This window comes from Globicatella sp. HMSC072A10, assembly GCF_001811625.1.
Lineage (GTDB): Bacteria > Bacillota > Bacilli > Lactobacillales > Aerococcaceae > Globicatella > Globicatella sanguinis.
The window spans coordinates 13704-35734 of record NZ_KV805621.1; the positions used below are offsets into that span (position 1 = coordinate 13704).

Here is a 22031-nt window from a genome sequence, read left to right on the forward strand (position 1 = left end):
AGACGATTATTGTTGAAACGAATTATTATTAAATTAGTACAATTTTATCAAACTTACCTTTCACCTATGAAGCCACCGTCTTGTCGTTATTATCCCACTTGTTCTAGTTATATGTTACAAGCGGTAGAAAAACATGGTGCTTTTAAAGGGTTTATGATGGGGATTGCTAGAATTTTAAGGTGTCATCCTTTTGTTAAAGGTGGTAGGGATGAAGTACCAGAACATTTTTCTTTATGTCGCAATCCTTCACATTATCATCATGAACCTGAGGGATTAAGTAAGAAATAGGCTAGAGATAGATCGTCTCTGCGGCTGAAAATGGCAGGATAGTTGGCATATCAACTAGTTTAAGAAAATGTCATTTATTTATGTATCATATGCTAATAATATAAGACGGGACAGAATTGAAGAGATTCTCTCAAAAATGTTAGATGTTGGTTTAGCTTTGGGAGTCTGCTCAAAATGATACTGATCGGTCTTTTTTTTTACACAAATTTTCACACAAAGAAATGATTTGTGATATAATTAAACGAGAATTAAGGGGGCGGTGACGCGATTGATAGATTGGATAGTACGTTATATGGGAAATCAAACATTGGCAAAGATTTTAGATATTGTCATTGTCTGGTTTCTAATATACCAAGTTCTCTTATGGGCGCGAGGAACTCGTATGATGAATTTATTAAAAGGGATAGCCATCGTTTTTATTGCGAAGGCATTCAGTTCATTGATGGGGTTGCAGACCATAGACTGGTTATTAAATCAAGTAATTTCATGGGGAGTAGTAGCCCTTATTATTTTATTCCAACCTGAAATTAGAAAAGCGTTGGAAAGCTTAGGGAAAAACCTATTCCGTAATCGCAAAAGTATGCAAAATCCAAGTGATAAATTAATCACAGATTTGGAAAAATCAGTACAATATATGTCAAGGCGTAAAATTGGGGCATTAATATCGATTGAAGCAGAAGATAGTTTGGAAGAGTATATTAATACCGGAATTGAAATGGATTCCTATGTAAGTAATCAATTATTGATTAATATTTTCATTCCGAATACCCCTTTACATGATGGGGCGGTAATCATTTCTGATTATCGAGTGGCATCAGCTTCAAGTTATTTACCTCTCTCAGAGAGTACATTAATACCGAAAGAGTTAGGGACGCGGCATCGTGCAGCGATAGGATTAGGGGAAGTGACCGATGCGTTGACTTTAATTGTGTCAGAAGAAACAGGGTCTATTTCTTTGGTCAAACGAGACCATCTCCATCGAGATGTGTCGAATGAGGAACTGCATCAATTATTAACCCAATATTTAACAGCTGATGACGAAGATGACGAAGAAAAATCTCTACCTATGCTAATCAAAGAGTTCTTTCTGAATGGTTTTTCTCAAAGAGGTGATCAATAATGAAAAATAGTTTATTTGATAATAATTGGGTAGTAGGCTTCATTTCATTATTCTTTGCCTTAGTATTATTTGTATCGGTAGCGAACGAAAATAATTCTTTAGCCTCTCTGGCATTGAATAATAATTCAGCGAGTATCGATTCAACGGTAACCATTTCAAACGTACCGGTGCATTTGGGTGAACATGATGATGGGACTTTTGTTAGCGGGATGCCCGAAACAGTCTCTGTGCGATTAAGTGGTCCTAAAAATATCATTAATCAAATTTCTGAAGAAGACATTACCGTTCAAACAGAGTCTTTAGTAGGCAAAAAAGAGGGAGTCTCATCAATTCGTTTTGAAGTAATTGGTTTACCCGATTCAATCGTCTATAAAGTGACACCCGATTTATTTTATGGAACGATTTCTACGAAAGAGACTTTAACACAACCCGTTGAGTATGAAATTGCTGATGGGACTGTAGCAGCAGGTTTTGAAATAGACAGCGTTGAATTAAATATAAATGAAGTCACCTTGTCGGGTTCAGCCGATGAAATCAATAAGGTAGCACGCGTTTTAATTCAAATTTTTGCGGATAAACCACAAAGTACCTCCTTCACCAAAACTTATCGGGTTCAAATTTTAGATAAGGATGGTAATCCACTGGATATTAATCCGTCAGAAACGGAAATAACAGCAACGGTTAATTTAAAAGAAAAATCAAAAGTGGTAGGTTTAAACATTGTACCGGTTGGTGAAAATGAAAATTTTCAATATCGCTATACACTATCGAATACTCAGACAGTATCGATTAGTGGGGATAATATAGCGACTATTGACAGCCTAAATGTGATAGTAGATGTTTCAGACCTAGTAACGAGTGGTAATGTATTAGGCACCATTGAGCTAATAGATGGTATTAGTGTCTCCCCCGAGACGGTCGATGTTACCGTCACAGTCAATAATCTGCAGACGGAGACAGATGTGGAGTCTAATGAAACAACTATTTCACAACCATCTTCAGTGGGGGAAACAACAACGGCACCCGTTGAAACATCATCAATGAATGAACAAACGACAGTAACAGAAGAAGAAACAACACAAAGTAATAATGAATAAAATAGAATAATAGCGATAAAAGGAGCAATATAATGGGGAAATATTTTGGAACTGATGGGGTACGCGGTGTCGCAAATGAAGAATTAACACCGGAATTAGCATTTAAATTAGGACGTTTTGGCGGATATGTATTACGTCAACACGCAGAAAATATCGAGCATCCACGTGTATTAGTAGCGCGTGATACAAGAATTTCAGGACAGCTATTAGAAAATGCTTTAATTGCAGGATTACTATCAATTGGAATCGAAGTAATGCAATTAGGGGTCGTCCCAACACCAGCAGTTGCATACTTAACGCGAACACAAGGTGCGGTGGCAGGTGTTATGATTAGTGCTTCTCACAACCCCGCACAAGATAATGGAATTAAATTCTTTGGTGCGGATGGATTTAAATTATCAGATGATCAAGAATTAGAAATTGAAGCTTTATTAGATGCAGATGAAGATACATTGCCACGTCCAAGTCGTGACGGTTTAGGAACACTAGAAGAATTTAACGAAGCATCAAGTAAATATATTCAATTTTTACAAACGACGATTCCAAATGACTTATCAGGCATTACGGTATGTATTGATGCTGCTCATGGTGCGACTTCACCATTAATTAGTCAATTATTTGCTGATTTAGAGACAGAATTTTATACAATGGGTGATCGTCCAAATGGTCTTAATATTAACGATGGTGTGGGATCTACTCATCCAGAAGCTTTACAAAACTTTGTTAAAGAGAAAAAAGCGATGGTTGGTTTAGCTTTTGATGGTGACGGTGACCGTTTAATTGCTGTTGATGAAAATGGAGAAATTGTTGATGGCGATAAAATTATGTATATTTGTGGTAAACACTTAAAAGCTAAAGGTCGTTTAGCTCAAGATACTATTGTTTCAACCGTCATGAGTAATATAGGATTCCATAAAGCAGTTGAAGACGCCGGCATGGTTGCTTTAAAAACAGCCGTGGGTGACCGTTATGTAGTGGAAGAAATGCGTAATGGTGGCTATACATTAGGCGGAGAACAATCTGGCCATATTGTCTTTTTAGATTTAAATACTACCGGTGACGGTTTACTTTCTGCCATTCAATTACTATATGTAATGAAAGAAACAGGTAAATCATTATCTGAATTGGCTGCTGAAGTCACGATTTTCCCACAATTATTAGTGAATGTTCGTGTGCGCGATAAGCATACCGTAATGGATGAACCAGCTGTTAAAGCGGTGATTGAAGAAGTGGAAGCAGAAATGAACGGTGATGGACGTATTTTAGTTCGTCCAAGTGGAACAGAACCATTGTTACGTGTAATGGCGGAAGCTTCTACCGATGAAAAATGTGATAATTTTGTTCATCGTATTGCGGATGTTATTCGTGAAGTTCGTGGTTTAGACGACTAAATGAGAAAGAATAAATGGCTAGGACTTAGGGTCCCGGCCCTTTTTCATACATACAGATAGGAATAATAAATGAAATTTTCAAAAAAACAATTAACAGCACAATGGTTACAAAATTGGCCGATTGAAGATTGGGGTGCCTGTATTCACTGTGGTTTACCTCTCTTTCAAGAGGACAGTAGTTTTGTTTGCCCCCATAACCATCGCTTTGACGGCGCTAAGCAAGGTTATTATTACTTATCCAAAACGAAATTATCGCCAACAAAGTATGATAAGGAATTATTTAACGCTAGAAGACACGTCATTCAAGACACTGCCTTATATGGAGCGTTGCATCGTCAATTTGATGTTATCATTTCCACTCATTTGACTAAAGTGCCAAAATTGGCAATAGACGCGGGAAGTGGTGAAGGGAGTCATTTGATGCGTATGCGGCAATATCTGCCTGATGGTACCGCACTCATCGGAGCTGATTTAGCAAAAGATGGGATTCAACTGGCAACAGAGTATAATGGAGCGATTTTTTCAATGATCGCTGATTTGGCTAATTTACCCATTCAAGAGGAAAAAGCAGAGATTGTTTTTTCAATACTTTCACCAGCTAATTATCAAGAATTCAAACGAATACTTAAACCACAAGGCCTGATTATTAAAGTAATCCCCAATGCGGATTATTTAGTGGAGGTGCGCGAAGCACTCGCACAATATCACTTAACAGAACAAACGGTATATGATAATTCCAAGGTCTTGGAAGTCTTCACACACCATTTTCCGTATCATCACCGCTATTTAGTTCAGGACAAAGTTGATTTTTCTTATCAAGATAAGCAGGCTTTATTAAAGATGACTCCATTAGCGTGGCAACTGAGTGAAGCGCAGAAGGAACAGCTTGTCCAATCGTTGTCTAATCAAATAACGCTTGATTGTACAGTATTAGTCGGTCATAAGTTGGATTGATTTTAATTAATAATCAAGTTAAAATAAGATAGAAACTAATTTAGATTTGAGGAATTAAGATGGATATAAAAGTAATCTTACGTGAAATTGTGAGTACCTTATTTACCTTTGCCATTGTTTTTGCTATTGTGTGGGGAGTTCAACAAGTAGCCCTACAGCCGTTCATGGTCGATGGTCATTCGATGGATTATACTTTAGCTGATAGAGAACGATTATTTATGTGGAAGTTGGGAGAAGTTGATCGTTTTGACGTAGTCATTATCAACGCGCCAAACAATCCAGAAAAAATGTATGTAAAACGTGTTATCGGCTTGTCAGGTGATACGATTGAAGTGAATAATGATCAATTGATTCTTAATGGACAATCTTTAGATGAACCTTATTTAAAGGCCAAACAAGATGAATTTAATGGCAACTTTACTAAGGACTTTACTTTGGAACAAATCACCGGTTCCACAACAGTACCAGAAGGGAAAATATTTGTAATGGGAGATAATCGTCAAAATTCACTAGATGGACGTGATTTTGGTTTTGTCGACATAGAGAGTGTTGTTGGGGAAGCTAATATTATTTATTGGCCACTAAATAAATTGGGGTTATTAGATACTTATAAACTTAATGATAGTGGAGATGCGATTATCGATCGTTAATGAAAGAAATGAGTTCGAAAGATTAAAATAGTAAGCAATAATAGTCGGTTTTAAAAGCGACATTAACCGCATTGCGTGAATGGTTCAGGCTTTAGTCATGCTTCCTATCGAAGTAATATTATGTTCTTGTTTTTTAGTAAGTTTGTCGCTATAATAAGGGTGATATAGACTAGTATTTTAGTTTCGGCATTTTAAGAGAGGTTGTCCCGGCTGTAAGCAACTAATGTCCCCTAAAAGAACCTACTATAATGTGTATTTGGGTTGCCCCCTTATCGGCAAAGAGTTGGCTTTATAGCAAATAAGGTGGTACCGCGGAGTAGCTGTTCTTCGTCCTTAATACAGGATGAAACAGCTATTTTTATATTTTAAAAAGGAGCAAAAAAATGGTAACGCGTAAAGAAGATTTTTCAAAATGGTATTTACAAACAATTCAACAAGCAGATTTAATGGATTATTCACCAGTTAGAGGATGTATGATTTTTAAACCGGATGGTTTTGAAATTTGGGAACACATTCAAGCCACTTTTAATGCCCGCTTTAAAGAAGAGGGAGTTCGCAATGCTTATTTCCCGATGCTAATTCCTGAAACTTTCTTTAGCAAAGAAAAGGATCATATTGAAGGATTTAGTCCAGAATTACCTTGGGTAACGGAAGCTGCAGGAGAACCGTTAGAAGAACGTTTAGCTTTAAGACCAACATCAGAAACGATTATTGGCGATGCTTATAGTAATTGGATTCAATCTTATCGTGATTTACCAATGCAAATTAATCAATGGGCCAATGTGTTTCGTTGGGAAAAGAAAACTTTACCGTTTTTACGTACGTCCGAGTTTTTATGGCAAGAAGGACATACCGCACATGCGACAGCTGAAGAAGCACAAGAACGTACGATGAGAATGTTAAATATTTATCGTGAAGTTGTCGAAGAGCTATTAGCCGTTCCTGTAGTGGCAGGTGAAAAGACACCTTCAGAACGTTTTGCGGGTGCTGAAAATACCTATTCAATCGAAGCAATGATGCAAGATGGAAAAGCGGTTCAAGCTGGCACTTCTCATTATATGGGAACAAAATTCGCAGAAGCATTTGATATTCGTTATTTAAATACGGATAATGAACACGTTTATGCTTATACTACTTCTTGGGGAGTTTCAACTCGTTTAATTGGGGCGATGATTATGACGCATAGTGATGATCAAGGATTAGTGTTACCTCCAAAAGTGGCACCAATCCAAGTAGTATTAGTACCAGTTGGACCATGGCAAAAAAATCCTGCAATTTTAGAAAAAATTGAGGAATTGAATACGCAGTTAAAAGCTAAAGGGATTCGTACTAAAATAGACGATACTGATAATTCACCTGGCTATAAATTTAATGAATGGGAATTAAGAGGAGTGCCTTTACGTATTGAGTGTGGGCCAAGAGACCTACAAAATGAGCAAGTAATCATTAAATTGCGTGATGAAAGTGATAAAAAAGCTGTCCCATTTGCTGACTTTATTGAGACGATTGAAAGTGAATTAACAACCATGCAAACACGTCTGTTAACAACCGCTCGGGCAATGAATCAAGCTAATTATCATACAAATATCAATACGCTTGATGAATTAGTCAAACATATCGAAACAAAACGTGCAGCTGGAGAGTTGCCAGGATGGGTATTAGCCGGTTGGGATGGTACTGAAGAAAGTGAAGCTAAAATTAAAGAGTTAACCGGGTTTACCACTCGCAATATTCCATTTGCGGGTCAAGTTGAGGAGAAAACGACCTGTATCGTAACAGGACAACCTGCTAAACATACGGTATGGTTAGCGAGAGCTTATTAATTCTCAAAAAATGAGGTTAGAAACTTACTCATTATCTTTCAATTAAAAATCGTGATTAAGCTAATGGCTGAATCAAATTAAAAGCATCGTGTAGAGACAAATTTGATATCCTTCAAACACTGCTAGAGTGGGCAAACGAAACGAAGATAATATCATTTTCATTTTCATATGCACACTCTCTAAAAAATTTGATTTTTCAATAAAAAAAGATTATTATTGTTTTATATTATATATTTTAATAAACAAAGGAGAGAACAATTATGGACCCCTCGGGGAATTCATTATTTAGTCAGATATTAACTGTTCTGATACTGACTGCAATAAATGCATTTTTTGCCGCTAGTGAAATGGCTTTTGTTTCATTGAATCGTAAAAAAATCGATACTTTAGTTGAAGAAGGTAACAAACGTGCAGTTAAAGTGCAAGCATTATTAGATAAATCAGAAGATTTTTTAGCGACGATACAAGTAGCAATTACCTTAGCAGGATTCTTATCATCTGCTTCGGCTGCGACAAGTTTTGCTAAATATATTGCTCGGTGGATACCGCAATTTCCTGGTGTTAATACACTGGCAATTGTTTTAGTAACGATACTTTTATCTTATATTACATTAGTCTTTGGAGAACTATTCCCCAAACAAGTGGCGTTACAAATGCCCGAGAAAATTGCGATGTGGACCGCAGGGACCATTCAATTCGTTCAAACAATATTTAAACCATTTGTAAGCTTATTATCCGCTTCAACAGGATTACTTAGAAGCGTGACACCGATTGATTTTTCAAAAGAAGAAGAAAAATATACGCGAGATGAGATGCGAGCAATCTTGGCCGAAAGTCGTTTAGAAGGAACGATTGATGCTACTGAATTGACGATGTTAGAAGGTGTCTTATCTTTAGATAGTAAGTTAGCGCGTGAAGTTATGGTTCCTAGAACTGACACACAAATGGTAGATATTGAAGACTCTAAAGAAGATATCTTAAACACTTTATTATCCAGCCCATTCTCACGAATTCCTTTATACGAAACTGAAAAAGATAATGTTATTGGGGTTATTCATATGAAAAATGTGATGAAAGCAGCCCGTGAAGTCGGTTTCGATAATATTGAATTTAGAGAGATTGCCAGTGAACCATTATTCGTTCCATCAACAATTTATATTGATGATTTACTAGTTGAGTTTAAACGTGAACAAACCCATATGGCTATTTTACGAGACGAATATGGGGGAGTTGAAGGGATTGTGACCTTAGAAGATTTACTAGAAGAAATCGTTGGAGAAATTGAAGACGAGACCGATACGGGCAATGCTGGAGATATCCGTAAAATCGATGACCAAAACTACTATATTAATGGTGGGTTGTCGATTGATAAATTTAATAATTACTTTAATCAAAGTTTAAGTGATGAAGAAGTGGACACAATTGCCGGTTCGATTATATATGAAATTGGTTATGTGCCAGAAGATGATGAAAAAGTTTCAGTACGCGCTAATGAGTACGTATTAACGACAAGTCATGTTGAAAATGGTCGTATACGTGGTGTATTAGTTCAATTGGATCCAGATTTTACCGTAGAAACGCTTTATAATTTATATGATGAAGAAACGGAAGCGTATGTTCCAATGAAAGAAGTATTAGAAGAGTTATCGGATTAATCACTTGTATAGTTGAGTTATTCAAAAACTTTCATTATTTGTCCTAATGAATGATGGAAGCAATCGCAATAACTCAGCTTTTTTTGATTAAAATGACAACTACTAGATAATTTTATCTAATATCGTTATAATAAGACAGATAGAAAAAGAAAGAAAGGATGATTTTATGAAAAGCCGCTATGAATGGAATACGCTAATCAAATTTGGTGCGGTAACGGTAGGCTCTCTAGTAAGCCTAATCGCTATCTATATTTCTTTTTATATAAAATTCATGGGGAATATTCCGGCGCGTAACTTTTTAGCATTTGAGAGCAGTTACCCTTGGATTATTATCGGTTTTATCATCATTAATATATTATTTGGGACCTATATATTTTATAATAAATCCAAAATTGACATATTATTCTTTACAATTTTAAGTCAAATGATGTTAACCGTTTATTTAATGGCGTTGACTTATGCAGGAAGTTGGTTAACCTTCCCTCGTTCGGTTGTTTTATGGAATTTATTAATCGGTTCTATTGTGATGTTTCTTTATAATTACAGTGTTTATTTGTTATATCATAAGTTAAGAGGACAAAAAAGAATTCTAATAGTAGGCAAGAACGAACGGGTTTTAGAAGCGGTTCATAATTTTGATTTAATGGATAGTCCGCGTCATAAAGTAACCCATGTTGCTTTATCTAATTATTATCAAAATGTAAAAAGATTTGCTGATGAAGTCGATATTGTTTATGTAACCGGACATATCGATGAAAAAGAACGTTTAAAAATTTATGAGTACTTAATGAAGGAAAATAAACAATTATTTATTAGTACAGAATTTGAGAACTTAATGATGGTTAATCCAAATATTATGAATTTTGAGGATGAAAGTATTATTGAAGTTTCACCGTTTACCATACCGGCTGAAGAAGCATTTGTAAAGCGGATGATTGATATTACTGTTTCCTTGGTTTTAATTGCTGTGACAGCACCGATTATGTTGATTACGATGATTGCAATCAAATTAGATTCACCGGGTCCTATATTTTATAAGCAAGAACGTATTACAATGGATCACCGTCCGTTTAATATTTTAAAATTCCGTTCGATGAATGCAGCGGCGGAAAAAGATTCAGGTCCTGTTTTAGCCACTTCGAATGATAGTCGTGTGACAAAAGTTGGACAATTTATTCGTAGTACTCGTATTGATGAATTACCACAATTATTAAATGTTTTAAAAGGCGATATGTCCTTAGTAGGACCGCGTCCTGAAAGACCTTTCTTTGTAGACCAATTTAAAGAGGCTAATCCTTACTATGCTTTACGTCACCATGTTCGAGCAGGGATTACAGGATATGCACAAGTTTATGGTAAGTATAGTACAGACTTCAATAATAAACTAAACTTTGATTTACTTTATATCAAAAATTACTCATTAGCATTTGATTTTAAATTGTTATTTCAAACAATCAAAATTTTATTTGATAAAGTAAGTTCAAAAGGTGTCGATGAAGAAGAAGCGCTGATACCACCAAGTTGGCAAGATTACCAAGAAAAGATTCGAATTATCGAATAAAAATTTAAGAAATAGCGCTGATATCTTGATATATCAGCGTTTTTTTGCTTTTTTTAGTAGAATAATCATAGAATCCCGAGTGTAATTAGTAGAAGATAGTAAAAAACTTATGCTATACTTAGGTTAGAATTTCTAAGGAGGAATTTAAAATGAAGAAAACAATGAAGAAATTTTTTGCATTAGCCGCTTCGACGTTATTATTCGCTGGGCCAGTTGCGACATCAACTAAGGCACAAACAACAATTGATGAAAATGTATTAACTGAAATTCAAGAAGCCAATAAACACTTTGAATCTGTAAAATGGGATGGTTTTGTCAAAGTATCCGCGGTTTCTGATAATCAAACAGCTGATATGGGACAATTAAATTTTAATGGTACATTCAATGGTATCCCTTTACAAGGTAGTTTCGAAGGAAATGTTTCAAGTCTATTTTTAGGTGGACAAGAAATTGGCTTAAAAGCATTTTATCAAAATAGTACTGCGTATATTGGAACAACAGAAGGTGAAGCAGGATCTGGAATTAAATGGGCTGCTTATGATTTCACAACATTAGAAGCAGATATGATTAAGAGTTTCCAAGAAGCTTATAGTCAATCAAGTAATGTAGACCCACAAAAAACAGCGGAGTTTACTAGCAAATATATGGATGTAACAGAATCAGAAACCGATTATGTTTATTCATTAAAACAAGACATTAATGCAGAAGAAATGTGGAATGATATGGATGCATTAGTGGACCTAGAAAAAGTCAAAGAAGATACGATTAAAAATATAGAAGAACAATCGGGTGAAGCAGTTGACGAAGAAACTCGTGCTCAATTAGATAAATCATTCAATAGTGAAGCATTAGCAAAATTCTTACAAATGAAACCTGTTATTGAAGTTTCTTACAATAAAGAAACAAAATTCATTTCAAAACTTCTAATGGATTTAACTGTTAATATGCAAGACTTTATGGGCGAAGAAGAGCTTGCTGAAAATGCAGAAAGTGGTATGCCACAAACCTTCTCTGTTCATGTAGAGATGAACTTCAGTGAGCATAATGTTCCGCAAGAAGTAACAGTACCAGAAGAAGCATTAGCGGTTGAAGTACAACAACCTTCTTCACCAGAAGAAGCTGCCGATGAATTAGAAGATTTAGGCGAAGATTTAGAATCAGTGGAAGAATCAACAATGGACGAAAATGCTGAATCAGAAACTGAAGAATCTGCAGCAGAAGACACTGCGACAGACGAATCTGTAGAAGAAACGACTGCAACAGAATAATCACTTTATAGCGATTATGATGCTTGCAAAATAAAATCAGGTAGAAACTTAATCTAAATGGTGGTTGTTAAATAAATCGACCAATAAAAAAAGAATGGACCATGTGTAATTTCAGTTACGCATGGTTTTATTTGTTATTTTATGCTTCGCTTTTTGACACACTAAGGTGAAAATTAATATAAATTTAAGAAAGACCGATTGCAAATGAATCTGAAGTAATATTGTCATACGCATTTGAATCTACTGAAGATAAGAGCCTTCACTGTCAAAAGTAGTATAAGCTTGATTATAATTTTTGCTTCATTGATTGATCGATGCTACGACCAGGTGATGAATAAAATCAAAGATTATTCTTGACATTCATAAAAAGAACTCTTATCATATATTTGTTAAAAGTAATAGTTACAAATTTTAGAAAATATATCAAAGATGATTATAAGATAGGAGCAAACAATGAGACTATTAACGGTAAAAGAATTATCTTTTTACTATGAACAAGAAAAAGTTCTCCATAATGTGAATTTTCATGTTGATGCAGGAGAATTCGTCATACTAACCGGTGAAAATGGGGCAGCCAAATCCACCTTAATTAAAAATATTTTAGGTTTATTGAAACCCGCCACTGGAACCATTGAGTTGTCTGATGTCAATACCGAAGGAGAAAAATTATCGATTGGCTATGTTCCACAAAATGTGGCCTCTTTTAATGCTGGCTTTCCTTCAACCGTTCAAAAGTTAGTTGAATCAGGAAGATATAGTAAAAATCGCTGGTTTAAAAAATTAGATGTCAATGATTTAGAGCATGTAGCAAGAGCTTTGAATGCCGTTGGGATGGCCCATTTAGCTAATAAAAAGGTCGGCGAATTATCAGGAGGACAAAAACAAAGAATTAATTTGGCGCGTGTTTTTGCAACTGACCCTGATTTTTTTGTATTAGATGAACCTACGACTGGAATGGACATCGAATCGAGACGCTCTTTTTATCAATTATTACAACATAGTTGTAAAGCGCATGGCAAAGCGATATTGATGGTTACGCATGCGGATAAAGAAATTGAAGGTTATTTTGATCGCGAAATAAGATTAGTAAGAGGGGAGGGGACATCACCATGGAGATGTTTCAGTATGACTTCATCCAAAGAGCATTTCTAGCAGGGGCTGCTATTTCATTAATTACGCCCATACTAGGATTATTATTAATTCTACGACGTCAATCTTTATTAGCGGATACCTTGGCCCATATCTCTTTAGCAGGGGTAGCGTTAGGTCTATTGCTGAAAGTAGCACCGACTTATACTACTTTAATTGTGGTTGTGATTGCGTCCGTTCTAATAGAATATTTAAGAATGGCTTACCGTGATTTTTCAGAAGTATCGGTGGCTTTGATGACAGCAACTGGGATGGCAGTAGCATTAGTGCTAGTTAATTTAAATCCTGACGCCGCTTCTTTTAGTATTGAGCAATACTTATTTGGATCCATTATTTTAATTACTAATCAAGAAGTAAAATTATTAATTGGTTTAGCCATTGGGTTAGTGGTATTATATACCATTTTTAGACGCCCACTCTATGTATTAACATTTGATGAAGCGACTGCACAAACATCCGGTTTACCTGTTAAATTAATTTCAATTCTATTTTCTGTAATTACAGGGGTAGCAATTAGTATCATGATGCCGATTGTGGGCAGTCTGTTAGTATCTGCTTTAATCGTGATTCCCTCTGCGACAGCGATTAAAGTATCCGATTCATTTTTAAAAACGATTATCATTGCGATTGTTATCAATGTTATTGGTGTTTTCTCAGGTATTACCTTATCTTATCAGTGGGATACACCTCCGGGTGCCTCTATTACCTTGATGTTTGTGGCAGCTTTTGTCATTGTGTCGTTATTTAATCGTATTTGGATTTATTTTAAAAAAGGGCGTTCTTAAACAATTAATGTGTAAATGATTAAAAAGGGGTTAGACTTTTTTTGCTAACCCCTTTTTGCCTGTCTTTAGCCTATACAAGCAAGATTATTTTTGATAAAATCAAAAAGTATGAATGTTTTTAGACTTATGATAAACTAAAATAAATACGAATTAGGAGGCCTCCAAATGGATGATATAACACAAAAACAAAGACATCATCACGATGTATTGTTGGCCCTCTTAAATTATGATCATTTTCAAGCGCTAGAACTTGAATTAAAGCAGTTGGCTTTTGATGGTAAAGACGAGATTTTATTATTAGTCCAGTTAGCCAATGCTATTTTACAAGTGGACATTGAAAATGTAAAAAAACTTGCACAAAACACTCCGTTTCAAGGTGTTTTAGATGCATCCCAATTAGAACGTAAAGCCTATTATTACTTACAAACACTGACTTTGCAATTGAAGCGACAGGAGTATGGTGATTACTTAAGAGGACTGACTCCATTATTAGTCGATGTTTTTCGGATCGCAATTGAACGTGATTTTTTACCAAATCTTGCGGAATATATTCAACCAATAAAAAAAGAGACGACTAACGGTGCACATCTGTATCGAGGGCTTCAATGGTCACAAAATAAAATTGAAAGTCATCCCAATATTATTGCTGATACTTGGAAAAAGTATTACGGGAACTATTTCAATTATGATCACTATGTTAGTTCTAGTCATTTAATGAAATTAATCGAAGCTAACTCATCAAATGAGCGCTTAATTGAACTGACCTCCACCATGCGTAAGATCGAAAAGTATTTAAGAAATTTGGTTGCCCATGAAGTATTAACCGTTAATCAACAATTCTTTGTGGATCGTATACAAAGGACACCAGTGCAAGTTCATCAAGTGTTATTAGATTTATATGATGAAGTAGGATTAACTCATCCGTTACAAAGAACCATTATTGAACAAATAAAACAACAAATTACTTTACTATTACAACAAACAAAGGAAAAGAACTAAAAGAGGAGCACAATCAATGAAAAAGCTAGTCATTCATGGAGGGAAACCTTTAAAAGGTGAAATTACAATCAATGGAGCAAAAAATAGTGTAGTAGCTTTAATTCCAGCTGCTATTATGGCTAATTCTGAAGTAACATTAGAAGGCGTTCCAGATATTCAAGATGTACACTCATTAATTGAAATTTTAAATGATTTTAACGTTAAAACTCATTTTGAAAATAATGTTTTAAAAATAGACCCGACTGATATTGTTTCAATTCCAATGCCTACTGGAAAAATTCAAAGTTTACGCGCATCCTACTATTTTATGGGCGCTACTTTATCACGTTTTGGTGAAGGCGTGATTGGATTACCAGGGGGATGTTTTTTAGGACCACGTCCAATCGATCAACATATTAAAGCATTTCGTTCTTTAGGAGCAGCTGTTAATGATGAATATGGTGTCGTAACCTTATCCACACCAGAAGGCTTAAATGGTGCTCGAATTTATATGGATGTTGTATCAGTGGGCGCAACTATCAATGCTATTTTGGCTTCGGTTAGAGCACAGGGGCGCACCATTATTGAAAATGCAGCCAGAGAACCAGAAATAATTGATGTGGTTACTTTATTAAATAAAATGGGTGCTAAAATTCGTGGAGCAGGTACGAGTGAAATCCGAATTGATGGAGTAGACGAGTTAAATGGTGTGACTCACACCATTATTCCTGACCGAATTGAAGCAGGTACCTATATGGCGGCGGCAGTCGCAATGGGCGAAGGAATTAAAATAAACAATGTTATTTATGAACATTTAGAAAGTTTTATTGCGAAGTTAATTGAGATGGGCGTAAAATTAGATATTTTTGAAGATAGCATTTACGTTCATCCTTCTAAAGATTTAAAAATGGTGAGTTTAAAAACATTACCTTATCCTGGCTTTGCTACAGACTTACAACAACCAATTACACCGTTAATGGCAATTACCAATGGTCACGGTACGATTATGGATACTATTTATCCGGCACGAGTCAAACACATTCCTGAATTAAACCGGATGGGAGCAAATATTCGCGTTGACGGGGATATGATTCGTCTTGAAGGACCAAGTAAATTAACTGGCGCTCAAGTGAAAGCTAGTGACTTAAGAGCGGGAGCAAGTTTAGTCATTGCGGGCTTAATAGCAGAAGGTGAAACCATTATCACAGGAGTGGATAATATCTTAAGAGGTTATACCAATATTGTTGGTAAGCTACAAGCATTAGGCGCAGATATTCAAATGATTGAAGATTAAGAAAGTAGGAAAAATAGTGTCAGATGCATTTTCACTAAAAACATTAATGGCTGCGGAAGTAAAGCAGTTATATGTTTATGCGAAAGAATTAGAGATTCCGAACTATAGTCAACTTAGTAAGAAAGAACTTGCACTCGCAGTTATGCGTACACAAGAAGAAAAACAAGGTTTTTATCAAGTTGAAGGGGTCTTGGATATTGTAGGCGGCGATGGCTTTGGCTTTATTAGACCTATCAATTTTTCTCCCAGTCAAGAAGATATTTATATCTCTAGTTCTCAAATAAGACGTTTTGATTTAAGAAATGGAGATAAAGTAGCAGGACCAGCACGTCCACCAAAATCTAATGAACGTTATCCTGGTTTAATGCAAGTAAGTTCAGTGAATGGAAAAAATCCTGAAGAAGCTAAAAATCGCGATCATTTTCCAAGTTTAACGGCCATCTACCCGGATCAACAAATAAAATTAGAAAGTGGTTCTAAACGGATAGCGAATCGAATGATTGATATTATAGCGCCTATTGGTTTTGGACAACGTGGTATTATTGTTTCGCCACCAAAAGCGGGGAAAACAACTGTTTTGAAGGAAATTGCGAATGGGATTACAAGCAATTATCCAGATACAGAATTAATTGTTCTTTTAATTGATGAACGACCTGAAGAAGTAACGGATATTGAACGCAGTGTTGAAGGAGAAGTAGTATCTTCAACCTTTGATCAATTACCAGAAAATCATGTTCGGATTAGTGAACTCGTGTTAGAAAGAGCTATGCGTTTAGTAGAAGATGGACGTGATGTCGTGATCTTGATGGATAGTATTACTCGCTTGGCACGAGCTTATAATTTAGTAGTCAAACCAAGTGGTCGTACTTTGAGTGGAGGGGTAGATCCTGCGGCATTTTATCTACCTAAACGCTTCTTTGGTGCTGCGCGTAATGTTGAAAATGGTGGGTCGTTAACGATCTTAGCAACCGCATTAGTTGACACTGGTAGCCGAATGGACGATGTTATTTATGAAGAGTTTAAAGGGACCGGCAATATGGAATTACATCTATCGCGTCAATGGGCAGAAAGAAGAATTTTTCCTGCGGTGGATATCTTGCGTTCTGGTACACGTAAAGAAGAACTCTTAATGTCTGAAGAAAAATTACAACATATTTGGAAATTACGTAATTTAATGGGTGAAGATGTTTTACAATATACACAACAAGTAATTGAATTGCTTGAAAGAACAGATAATAATGAAGTAGCCTTTCAACAATTGACAGCTTTTTTAAACGCGATGTCGCCCAATAAGAAAAGTAGTAAGAAGGGTTAAATTTGTCAAAACAACATAAAACCAATGTGATGAGATTGTTAGAGCAACATCAAATAGCTTATCAACCTCATGAATTTACCAATAAAAAAGCAGCCAGTAAATTACCAATTTATAAAACACTGGTGACGGTTGCGAAATCAAAAGCACACTATGTGTTTGTCGTACCCTTAACGCATGAACTAGATTTAAAAAAGGCAGCTAAAGCAGTTAATGAGAAATCAATCGAAATGATTAAAGAAAAAGAGCTCTTGCCTTTAACGGGATATGTTCATGGCGGTTGTTCACCGATTGGCATGAAGAAGTCTTTTTATACGACTTTTGATCAATCGATAGATAATCATACGTCGATTTTATTTAGTGCAGGTAAAGTAGGGTTTTCCGTTGAAATAGCAGTATCAGATTTAGAGCAATTAAATCAAATGATTGACATGCAAAAAGCTGAAGTAGCCAAAGAAAAGTGATGAGATAGTAACTGGCAGTATGGGTGCATTAGATCCTAACACTGTAGCAGCAATCATCTATCCTTTATTAATATTAAATGAAACTCATTATGGGAGTGGTTACATGAAGTCAGAATGCACCGATGTTCTACTTCTAATCCGCTCCCCATTTCTTTTGTCTTGAAAACGGAACCTTATTTTACATCTTATTCTAGTGAGTGTACAATATAGAGGAATAAATAAAGAAAGAGGCAACGAATGTTAAACGAAATGATGCATCGACCAGTAGTCATGAAAGAACTGGTTGATTATATGCGAAGTGCTCAATTACCATTTGAAGGTAAGTTAGGTGAAATTGAAAAATATGCAAACGAACGAGGTATCCCGGTGATTCCTCATGAAACAGCGAAATTTATCGACTTTTTTTGTGCAACCATTCAACCAAAAGATATTTTAGAAATCGGAACAGCGATTGGTTTTTCAGGCAGTCTAATGGCTAGACACTTACAAGCAGATGGGCATTTAACAACCATCGATCGCTATGAATTAATGTATGAAAGAGCCAAAGAAAATTTCAAAAAAATTGGATTGAGTGACCGCATTACTTTAATCGAAGGTGATGCGAATGATGTGTTACCAACTTTAGAAGGTTCTTATGATTTAATTTTTATGGACAGTGCTAAAGCGAAATATATTGAATTTTATCCTGAATGCATGCGCCTATTAAAAATGGGCGGCGTCTTAATTATCGATGATGTCTTCCAAGGTGGCACTATTTTAGATGACGAAGCAGACATACCAAAACGTGTTCGTAAAATTCATCGTAAATTAAATGAATTACTGGATACCGTTTTATCCGATAAAACACATCGTTCATGTTTAGTTCCTTTAGGAGATGGCTTATTGATGGTTAGAAAGGAAGCGGAAGTATAATGGATAATATTAAGTTAGTGGCAATTGATTTGGATGGTACATTTTTAACAGATACGAAAGAAATTCCCGCCGCTAATATCGAAGCGGTTCATCATATTATGGATAAGGGGATTAAAGTGGTCATTTGTACTGGACGTACGTTACCAGGAACCCGACGCTTTATCGATCAAATTGATTTTGGACATGAGAATGAGTATGCAATCATTCAAAATGGTGCGGCGACACATCGTTTACCAGGATATGATGTTGTGGCGGCCACTTATCAATCCGTTGAGAGCCGCCAAAAATTAGTGCGATTTTTCTTTGAAAGTCGCTTTGATACATTGCAATTAGTAGCATTTGATCAAGAAAATCTTTTTCTAATTGGTGATCAAACTCCAAGTGAATTTGTACAAAAAGATGCTGAAACATTGGCAACGCCTATTACATTTATTTCTCAAGCAGATTTTGACCAAGTGGAAGGTATTTTTAAAATGATGGTCTTAGGACCAAAAGCAGACCTTGATGCCTGGAATGAGTTACTTACCCAAGAAATAAAAGCAGCTTTCGATGTCGTTCGTAGTCAACCAATCATTATTGAATTTTTATCAAATGATACGAATAAAGCGACAGCGTTAAAAGCATTGAGCGAAGACCTTGGTATTTCGCAAGCTGAAATAATGGCTATCGGTGACGAACAAAATGATGTTGAAATGTTGAAGTGGGTCAAACATTCGGTTGCGATGGGCAATGCTTCGCCGGCGATAAAAGAACTTTGCTTATATGAAACGGCGAGTAATAATGAAGGTGGAGTAGCAGCAGCTCTTCGTAAGTTATTCTAATATATATTTGAATACTTACGATAAAATTCAAAATATTTTCACATTTCTATGCTATTATTTAAAATGAACAAGAAAGAAAAGAGGCAACGATATGAAAAAGCTACTTTTTACGAGTATCGCTTTAGTCTTATTGTTGGGAATTGGTTATGGGGCTGGAATTGGCTATTATGCTGAGAAGTTCCAAGCGAATACCACATTTGGCTCGGTTGATATTAGTAACTTAACATTAGAAGAAGCAAAGCAAAAAATTTCTGATGATTTAAGTAAAAAGGAAATTACATTAACTGAAAATGGTCAAGAATTAGGTAAATTTACCTTAGCACAATTAAATGGGCAAATTAATGCCGATGAAGTGTTAACCGCTGCTTATCAAGCTCAAGATCCATCACAATGGTTAGCAGGATATTTCTCATCGGTGGAATACGATAATTTATTAATGAATAATGTAAAAATTGATGACGCTGCTTTAACCGAAGCTTTCGCTGCAATTGGCTTAAACAATAGTGAACGTACGGCTTCTACTGATGCATATATTGAATATACCGATGCAAGAGGCTATTATGTTGAGCCAGAAACGGTAGGTAATCAACTTGATTTAGACTTAGTAAAACAAATGGTCGTTGAAGGATTACAGTCAGGACAAACGACTGTAGAATTGAATACTGCTTATTTACAACCAGATATAACTAGTGAGAGTGAAAAAATCACGAGCTTTATGGATCAAATCAATTCTTATATTGAGACTAAAATCAATTTAGAAATTGCGGGAGATACCGTTACGATCCCGAAAGAAGAAATTATTAAATGGATTTATTTCGATCAAAGTAACCAAATTGTCGTAGACCAAGCATTAGTTCAAGATTATGTGTCAACGCTTAATGATAAATATGCGACTTTTAATAAACCGCGTGAGTTCGCAAGTACATTAAGTGGAACCGTCACGGTTCAACCGGGCACTTTAGGTTGGTCCATCGATAGTGAATCTGAAGCCGCACAAATTGCTGCTGATTTAGCTGCAGGTCAAGAAGTAACGCGAGCACCGGCAATCGTAGGGTCAGGCTATTCGACCGATGGTACAAATGACATTGGTAGTACCTATGTTGAAATTGATATTGCCAATCAAATGATGTTTGTTTACGTAGACGGCACCCAAGTTATTTCGACACCAGTGGTGACAGGTAGAACAGGAACAGCAGATACTGTACCAGGTGCATATGCTATTTGGAATAAAGAAAAGGATACTGAATTAAAGGGATATAATGTCCATACTCAAAGAGATTATGTTCAACCCGTTTCTTATTGGATGCCATTTGATGACACCGGTCAAGGAATTCATGATGCTAACTGGCAAGCTTCTTTTGGTGGGGATGCTTACTTAACAGCCGGATCTTTAGGATGCATTAACACGCCACCTGATGTGATGGCACAAGTTTTCAATACTGTAGAAGTCGGAACGCCGGTCATTATATTTTAATTGAATAAGTAATAACACGTGACATAGCTATGATATGCTCTCCCTAAAGTGGAACTATAAAAAGTAATACTTTAGAGGGAACATATCACGATGCATCTATGTTGCGTGTTTCTTTATTTTATAGTCTATTAGAGTATATTAAACTCAAGGCTGAGTCGTTTACAAAGTAAAATTTTAGAAAAGCCATACTTTTAAACAGGTAAATATTCATGCATCTAGATAAAAAAAAGAATTGTTGTTATAATGGACAGAGATAAAACCCTTTAATGAAAGAACAAATAAAGGAATTGTAGTAAATTTAAATCCTACAAGGAGGATAAGATAATGAAAAAGGTTCTCGTTGTTGACGATGAAAAAACAATATCAGATATCATCGTTTTTAATTTAGAGAAGGAAGGCTTTGAAATTAAAGTTGCCCATGATGGTGAAGAAGCACTACAGAAGTTTCATGATGAATCTCCAGATTTAATAGTATTAGATTTAATGTTACCAAAAATTGATGGTTTGGAAGTTTGCCGTGAAATCAGAAAAGAAAGTAGCGTACCGATTATAATGCTAACGGCTAAAGATTCCGAAATTGATAAAGTTCTAGGATTGGAATTAGGCGCGGATGATTATGTAACTAAGCCGTTCTCTAACCGTGAATTAGTAGCACGTGTTAAAGCTAACTTACGACGTCATAGCGCTCGTGAACAAAGTGATAATGCGGCTGGCAATGCTAATGAAATCGTAGTCGGAGATTTAATTGTTCATCAAGATGCGTATATTATTTCTAAACGTGGTGAGGAAATTGAATTGACTCATCGTGAATTTGAATTATTACATTATTTAGCCAAACATATTGGTCAAGTGATGACGCGTGAACATCTCTTAGAAACTGTTTGGGGATATGATTATTTTGGTGATGTGCGTACGGTGGACGTGACCATTCGTCGTTTAAGAGAAAAAATTGAAGATGCACCAAGCCATCCGGTATATATCGTGACCCGAAGAGGCGTAGGATATTTCTTAAAGAATCCGGATCAGGACTAGTTG

20 protein-coding genes are annotated in these 22031 nt (G+C 35.8%); all 20 read left to right on the forward strand.

Annotation, left to right across the window (positions count from 1 at the left end; translation table 11 throughout):
* Positions 1–12: 12 nt before the first annotated feature.
* The 20 genes from yidD to yycF all read left to right on the forward strand — a co-directional run bounded on the left by yidD (position 13) and on the right by yycF (position 22028).
* Positions 13–288 (forward strand): membrane protein insertion efficiency factor YidD, encoded by a 276-nt coding sequence (gene yidD, locus HMPREF2811_RS00710; protein WP_071407690.1) that lies wholly within the window; start codon positions 13–15, stop codon positions 286–288.
* Positions 289–556: 268 nt separating this feature from the next.
* A complete protein-coding gene (gene cdaA, locus HMPREF2811_RS00715) occupies positions 557–1408 on the forward strand; it encodes a diadenylate cyclase CdaA (protein WP_246829780.1) in 852 nt (283 codons plus the stop codon).
* Positions 1408–2505, forward strand: coding sequence for a CdaR family protein (locus HMPREF2811_RS00720; RefSeq protein WP_071407664.1), 1098 nt, complete (start codon positions 1408–1410; stop codon positions 2503–2505). Before cdaA ends, HMPREF2811_RS00720 begins: the two co-directional genes overlap by 1 nt.
* A gap of 32 nt (positions 2506–2537) precedes the next feature.
* A complete protein-coding gene (glmM, locus tag HMPREF2811_RS00725) occupies positions 2538–3896 on the forward strand; it encodes a phosphoglucosamine mutase (protein ID WP_071407665.1) in 1359 nt (452 codons plus the stop codon).
* A 69-nt stretch (positions 3897–3965) separates the two neighbouring features.
* Positions 3966–4850, forward strand: coding sequence for a putative RNA methyltransferase (locus HMPREF2811_RS00730; RefSeq protein ID WP_071407666.1), 885 nt, complete (start codon positions 3966–3968; stop codon positions 4848–4850).
* A gap of 59 nt (positions 4851–4909) precedes the next feature.
* Entirely contained in the window at positions 4910–5500 is a 591-nt protein-coding gene (gene lepB, locus HMPREF2811_RS00735; RefSeq protein ID WP_071407667.1) for a signal peptidase I, read from the forward strand.
* A gap of 383 nt (positions 5501–5883) precedes the next feature.
* Positions 5884–7323 (forward strand): proline--tRNA ligase, encoded by a 1440-nt coding sequence (gene proS / locus HMPREF2811_RS00740; protein ID WP_071407668.1) that lies wholly within the window; start codon positions 5884–5886, stop codon positions 7321–7323.
* Positions 7324–7583: 260 nt separating this feature from the next.
* The gene (locus HMPREF2811_RS00745) at positions 7584–8978 is read left to right on the forward strand and encodes a hemolysin family protein (RefSeq protein WP_071407669.1); all 1395 of its coding nucleotides are present in this window, start codon (positions 7584–7586) and stop codon (positions 8976–8978) included.
* A gap of 166 nt (positions 8979–9144) precedes the next feature.
* Positions 9145–10539, forward strand: coding sequence for a sugar transferase (locus HMPREF2811_RS00750; RefSeq protein WP_071407670.1), 1395 nt, complete (start codon positions 9145–9147; stop codon positions 10537–10539).
* A 149-nt stretch (positions 10540–10688) separates the two neighbouring features.
* On the forward strand, positions 10689–11807 hold the full coding sequence (locus HMPREF2811_RS00755) for a hypothetical protein (protein WP_071407671.1): 1119 nt from the start codon (positions 10689–10691) through the stop codon (positions 11805–11807).
* A gap of 453 nt (positions 11808–12260) precedes the next feature.
* Positions 12261–12959: a metal ABC transporter ATP-binding protein gene (locus HMPREF2811_RS00760; RefSeq protein ID WP_071407672.1), complete on the forward strand. Its 699-nt coding sequence runs from the start codon at positions 12261–12263 to the stop codon at positions 12957–12959.
* Positions 12917–13741, forward strand: a complete 825-nt coding sequence (locus tag HMPREF2811_RS00765) for a metal ABC transporter permease (protein ID WP_071407673.1) — start codon at positions 12917–12919, stop codon at positions 13739–13741. The genes HMPREF2811_RS00760 and HMPREF2811_RS00765 overlap by 43 nt, the downstream gene beginning before the upstream one ends.
* Before the next feature lie 165 nt (positions 13742–13906).
* On the forward strand, positions 13907–14740 hold the full coding sequence (locus tag HMPREF2811_RS00770; RefSeq protein ID WP_071407674.1) for a hypothetical protein: 834 nt from the start codon (positions 13907–13909) through the stop codon (positions 14738–14740).
* 16 nt (positions 14741–14756) lie between these two features.
* Positions 14757–16013: a UDP-N-acetylglucosamine 1-carboxyvinyltransferase gene (locus HMPREF2811_RS00775; protein WP_071407675.1), complete on the forward strand. Its 1257-nt coding sequence runs from the start codon at positions 14757–14759 to the stop codon at positions 16011–16013.
* A 46-nt stretch (positions 16014–16059) separates the two neighbouring features.
* Complete coding sequence (rho, locus tag HMPREF2811_RS00780; RefSeq protein WP_141749223.1) at positions 16060–17328, forward strand: transcription termination factor Rho; 1269 nt, start codon at positions 16060–16062, stop codon at positions 17326–17328.
* 2 nt (positions 17329–17330) lie between these two features.
* Positions 17331–17789, forward strand: a complete 459-nt coding sequence (locus HMPREF2811_RS00785; protein WP_071407677.1) for an aminoacyl-tRNA deacylase — start codon at positions 17331–17333, stop codon at positions 17787–17789.
* A 237-nt stretch (positions 17790–18026) separates the two neighbouring features.
* A complete protein-coding gene (locus tag HMPREF2811_RS00790; RefSeq protein WP_071407678.1) occupies positions 18027–18701 on the forward strand; it encodes an O-methyltransferase in 675 nt (224 codons plus the stop codon).
* Complete coding sequence (locus HMPREF2811_RS00795) at positions 18701–19522, forward strand: Cof-type HAD-IIB family hydrolase (protein WP_071407679.1); 822 nt, start codon at positions 18701–18703, stop codon at positions 19520–19522. The genes HMPREF2811_RS00790 and HMPREF2811_RS00795 overlap by 1 nt, the downstream gene beginning before the upstream one ends.
* A 91-nt stretch (positions 19523–19613) precedes the next feature.
* Positions 19614–20996 carry a L,D-transpeptidase family protein gene (locus HMPREF2811_RS00800; protein WP_071407680.1) on the forward strand — a complete coding sequence of 461 codons (1383 nt, stop codon included), beginning with the start codon at positions 19614–19616 and terminating at the stop codon, positions 20994–20996.
* Positions 20997–21320: 324 nt separating this feature from the next.
* On the forward strand, positions 21321–22028 hold the full coding sequence (gene yycF / locus HMPREF2811_RS00805) for a response regulator YycF (protein ID WP_071407681.1): 708 nt from the start codon (positions 21321–21323) through the stop codon (positions 22026–22028).
* Positions 22029–22031 lie beyond the last annotated feature (3 nt).

Coding starts and splice junctions, on each gene's coding strand:
- glmM (WP_071407665.1), top strand. CDS start 2,538: ATGGGGAAATATTTTGGAACTGATGGGGTACGCGGTGTCGCAAATGAA.
- HMPREF2811_RS00755 (WP_071407671.1), top strand. CDS start 10,689: ATGAAGAAAACAATGAAGAAATTTTTTGCATTAGCCGCTTCGACGTTA.
- HMPREF2811_RS00760 (WP_071407672.1), top strand. CDS start 12,261: ATGAGACTATTAACGGTAAAAGAATTATCTTTTTACTATGAACAAGAA.
- HMPREF2811_RS00745 (WP_071407669.1), top strand. CDS start 7,584: ATGGACCCCTCGGGGAATTCATTATTTAGTCAGATATTAACTGTTCTG.
- HMPREF2811_RS00765 (WP_071407673.1), top strand. CDS start 12,917: ATGGAGATGTTTCAGTATGACTTCATCCAAAGAGCATTTCTAGCAGGG.
- HMPREF2811_RS00775 (WP_071407675.1), top strand. CDS start 14,757: ATGAAAAAGCTAGTCATTCATGGAGGGAAACCTTTAAAAGGTGAAATT.
- HMPREF2811_RS00720 (WP_071407664.1), top strand. CDS start 1,408: ATGAAAAATAGTTTATTTGATAATAATTGGGTAGTAGGCTTCATTTCA.
- HMPREF2811_RS00770 (WP_071407674.1), top strand. CDS start 13,907: ATGGATGATATAACACAAAAACAAAGACATCATCACGATGTATTGTTG.
- HMPREF2811_RS00795 (WP_071407679.1), top strand. CDS start 18,701: ATGGATAATATTAAGTTAGTGGCAATTGATTTGGATGGTACATTTTTA.
- HMPREF2811_RS00730 (WP_071407666.1), top strand. CDS start 3,966: ATGAAATTTTCAAAAAAACAATTAACAGCACAATGGTTACAAAATTGG.
- lepB (WP_071407667.1), top strand. CDS start 4,910: ATGGATATAAAAGTAATCTTACGTGAAATTGTGAGTACCTTATTTACC.
- HMPREF2811_RS00750 (WP_071407670.1), top strand. CDS start 9,145: ATGAAAAGCCGCTATGAATGGAATACGCTAATCAAATTTGGTGCGGTA.
- HMPREF2811_RS00790 (WP_071407678.1), top strand. CDS start 18,027: ATGTTAAACGAAATGATGCATCGACCAGTAGTCATGAAAGAACTGGTT.
- proS (WP_071407668.1), top strand. CDS start 5,884: ATGGTAACGCGTAAAGAAGATTTTTCAAAATGGTATTTACAAACAATT.
- HMPREF2811_RS00800 (WP_071407680.1), top strand. CDS start 19,614: ATGAAAAAGCTACTTTTTACGAGTATCGCTTTAGTCTTATTGTTGGGA.
- rho (WP_141749223.1), top strand. CDS start 16,060: ATGGCTGCGGAAGTAAAGCAGTTATATGTTTATGCGAAAGAATTAGAG.
- yycF (WP_071407681.1), top strand. CDS start 21,321: ATGAAAAAGGTTCTCGTTGTTGACGATGAAAAAACAATATCAGATATC.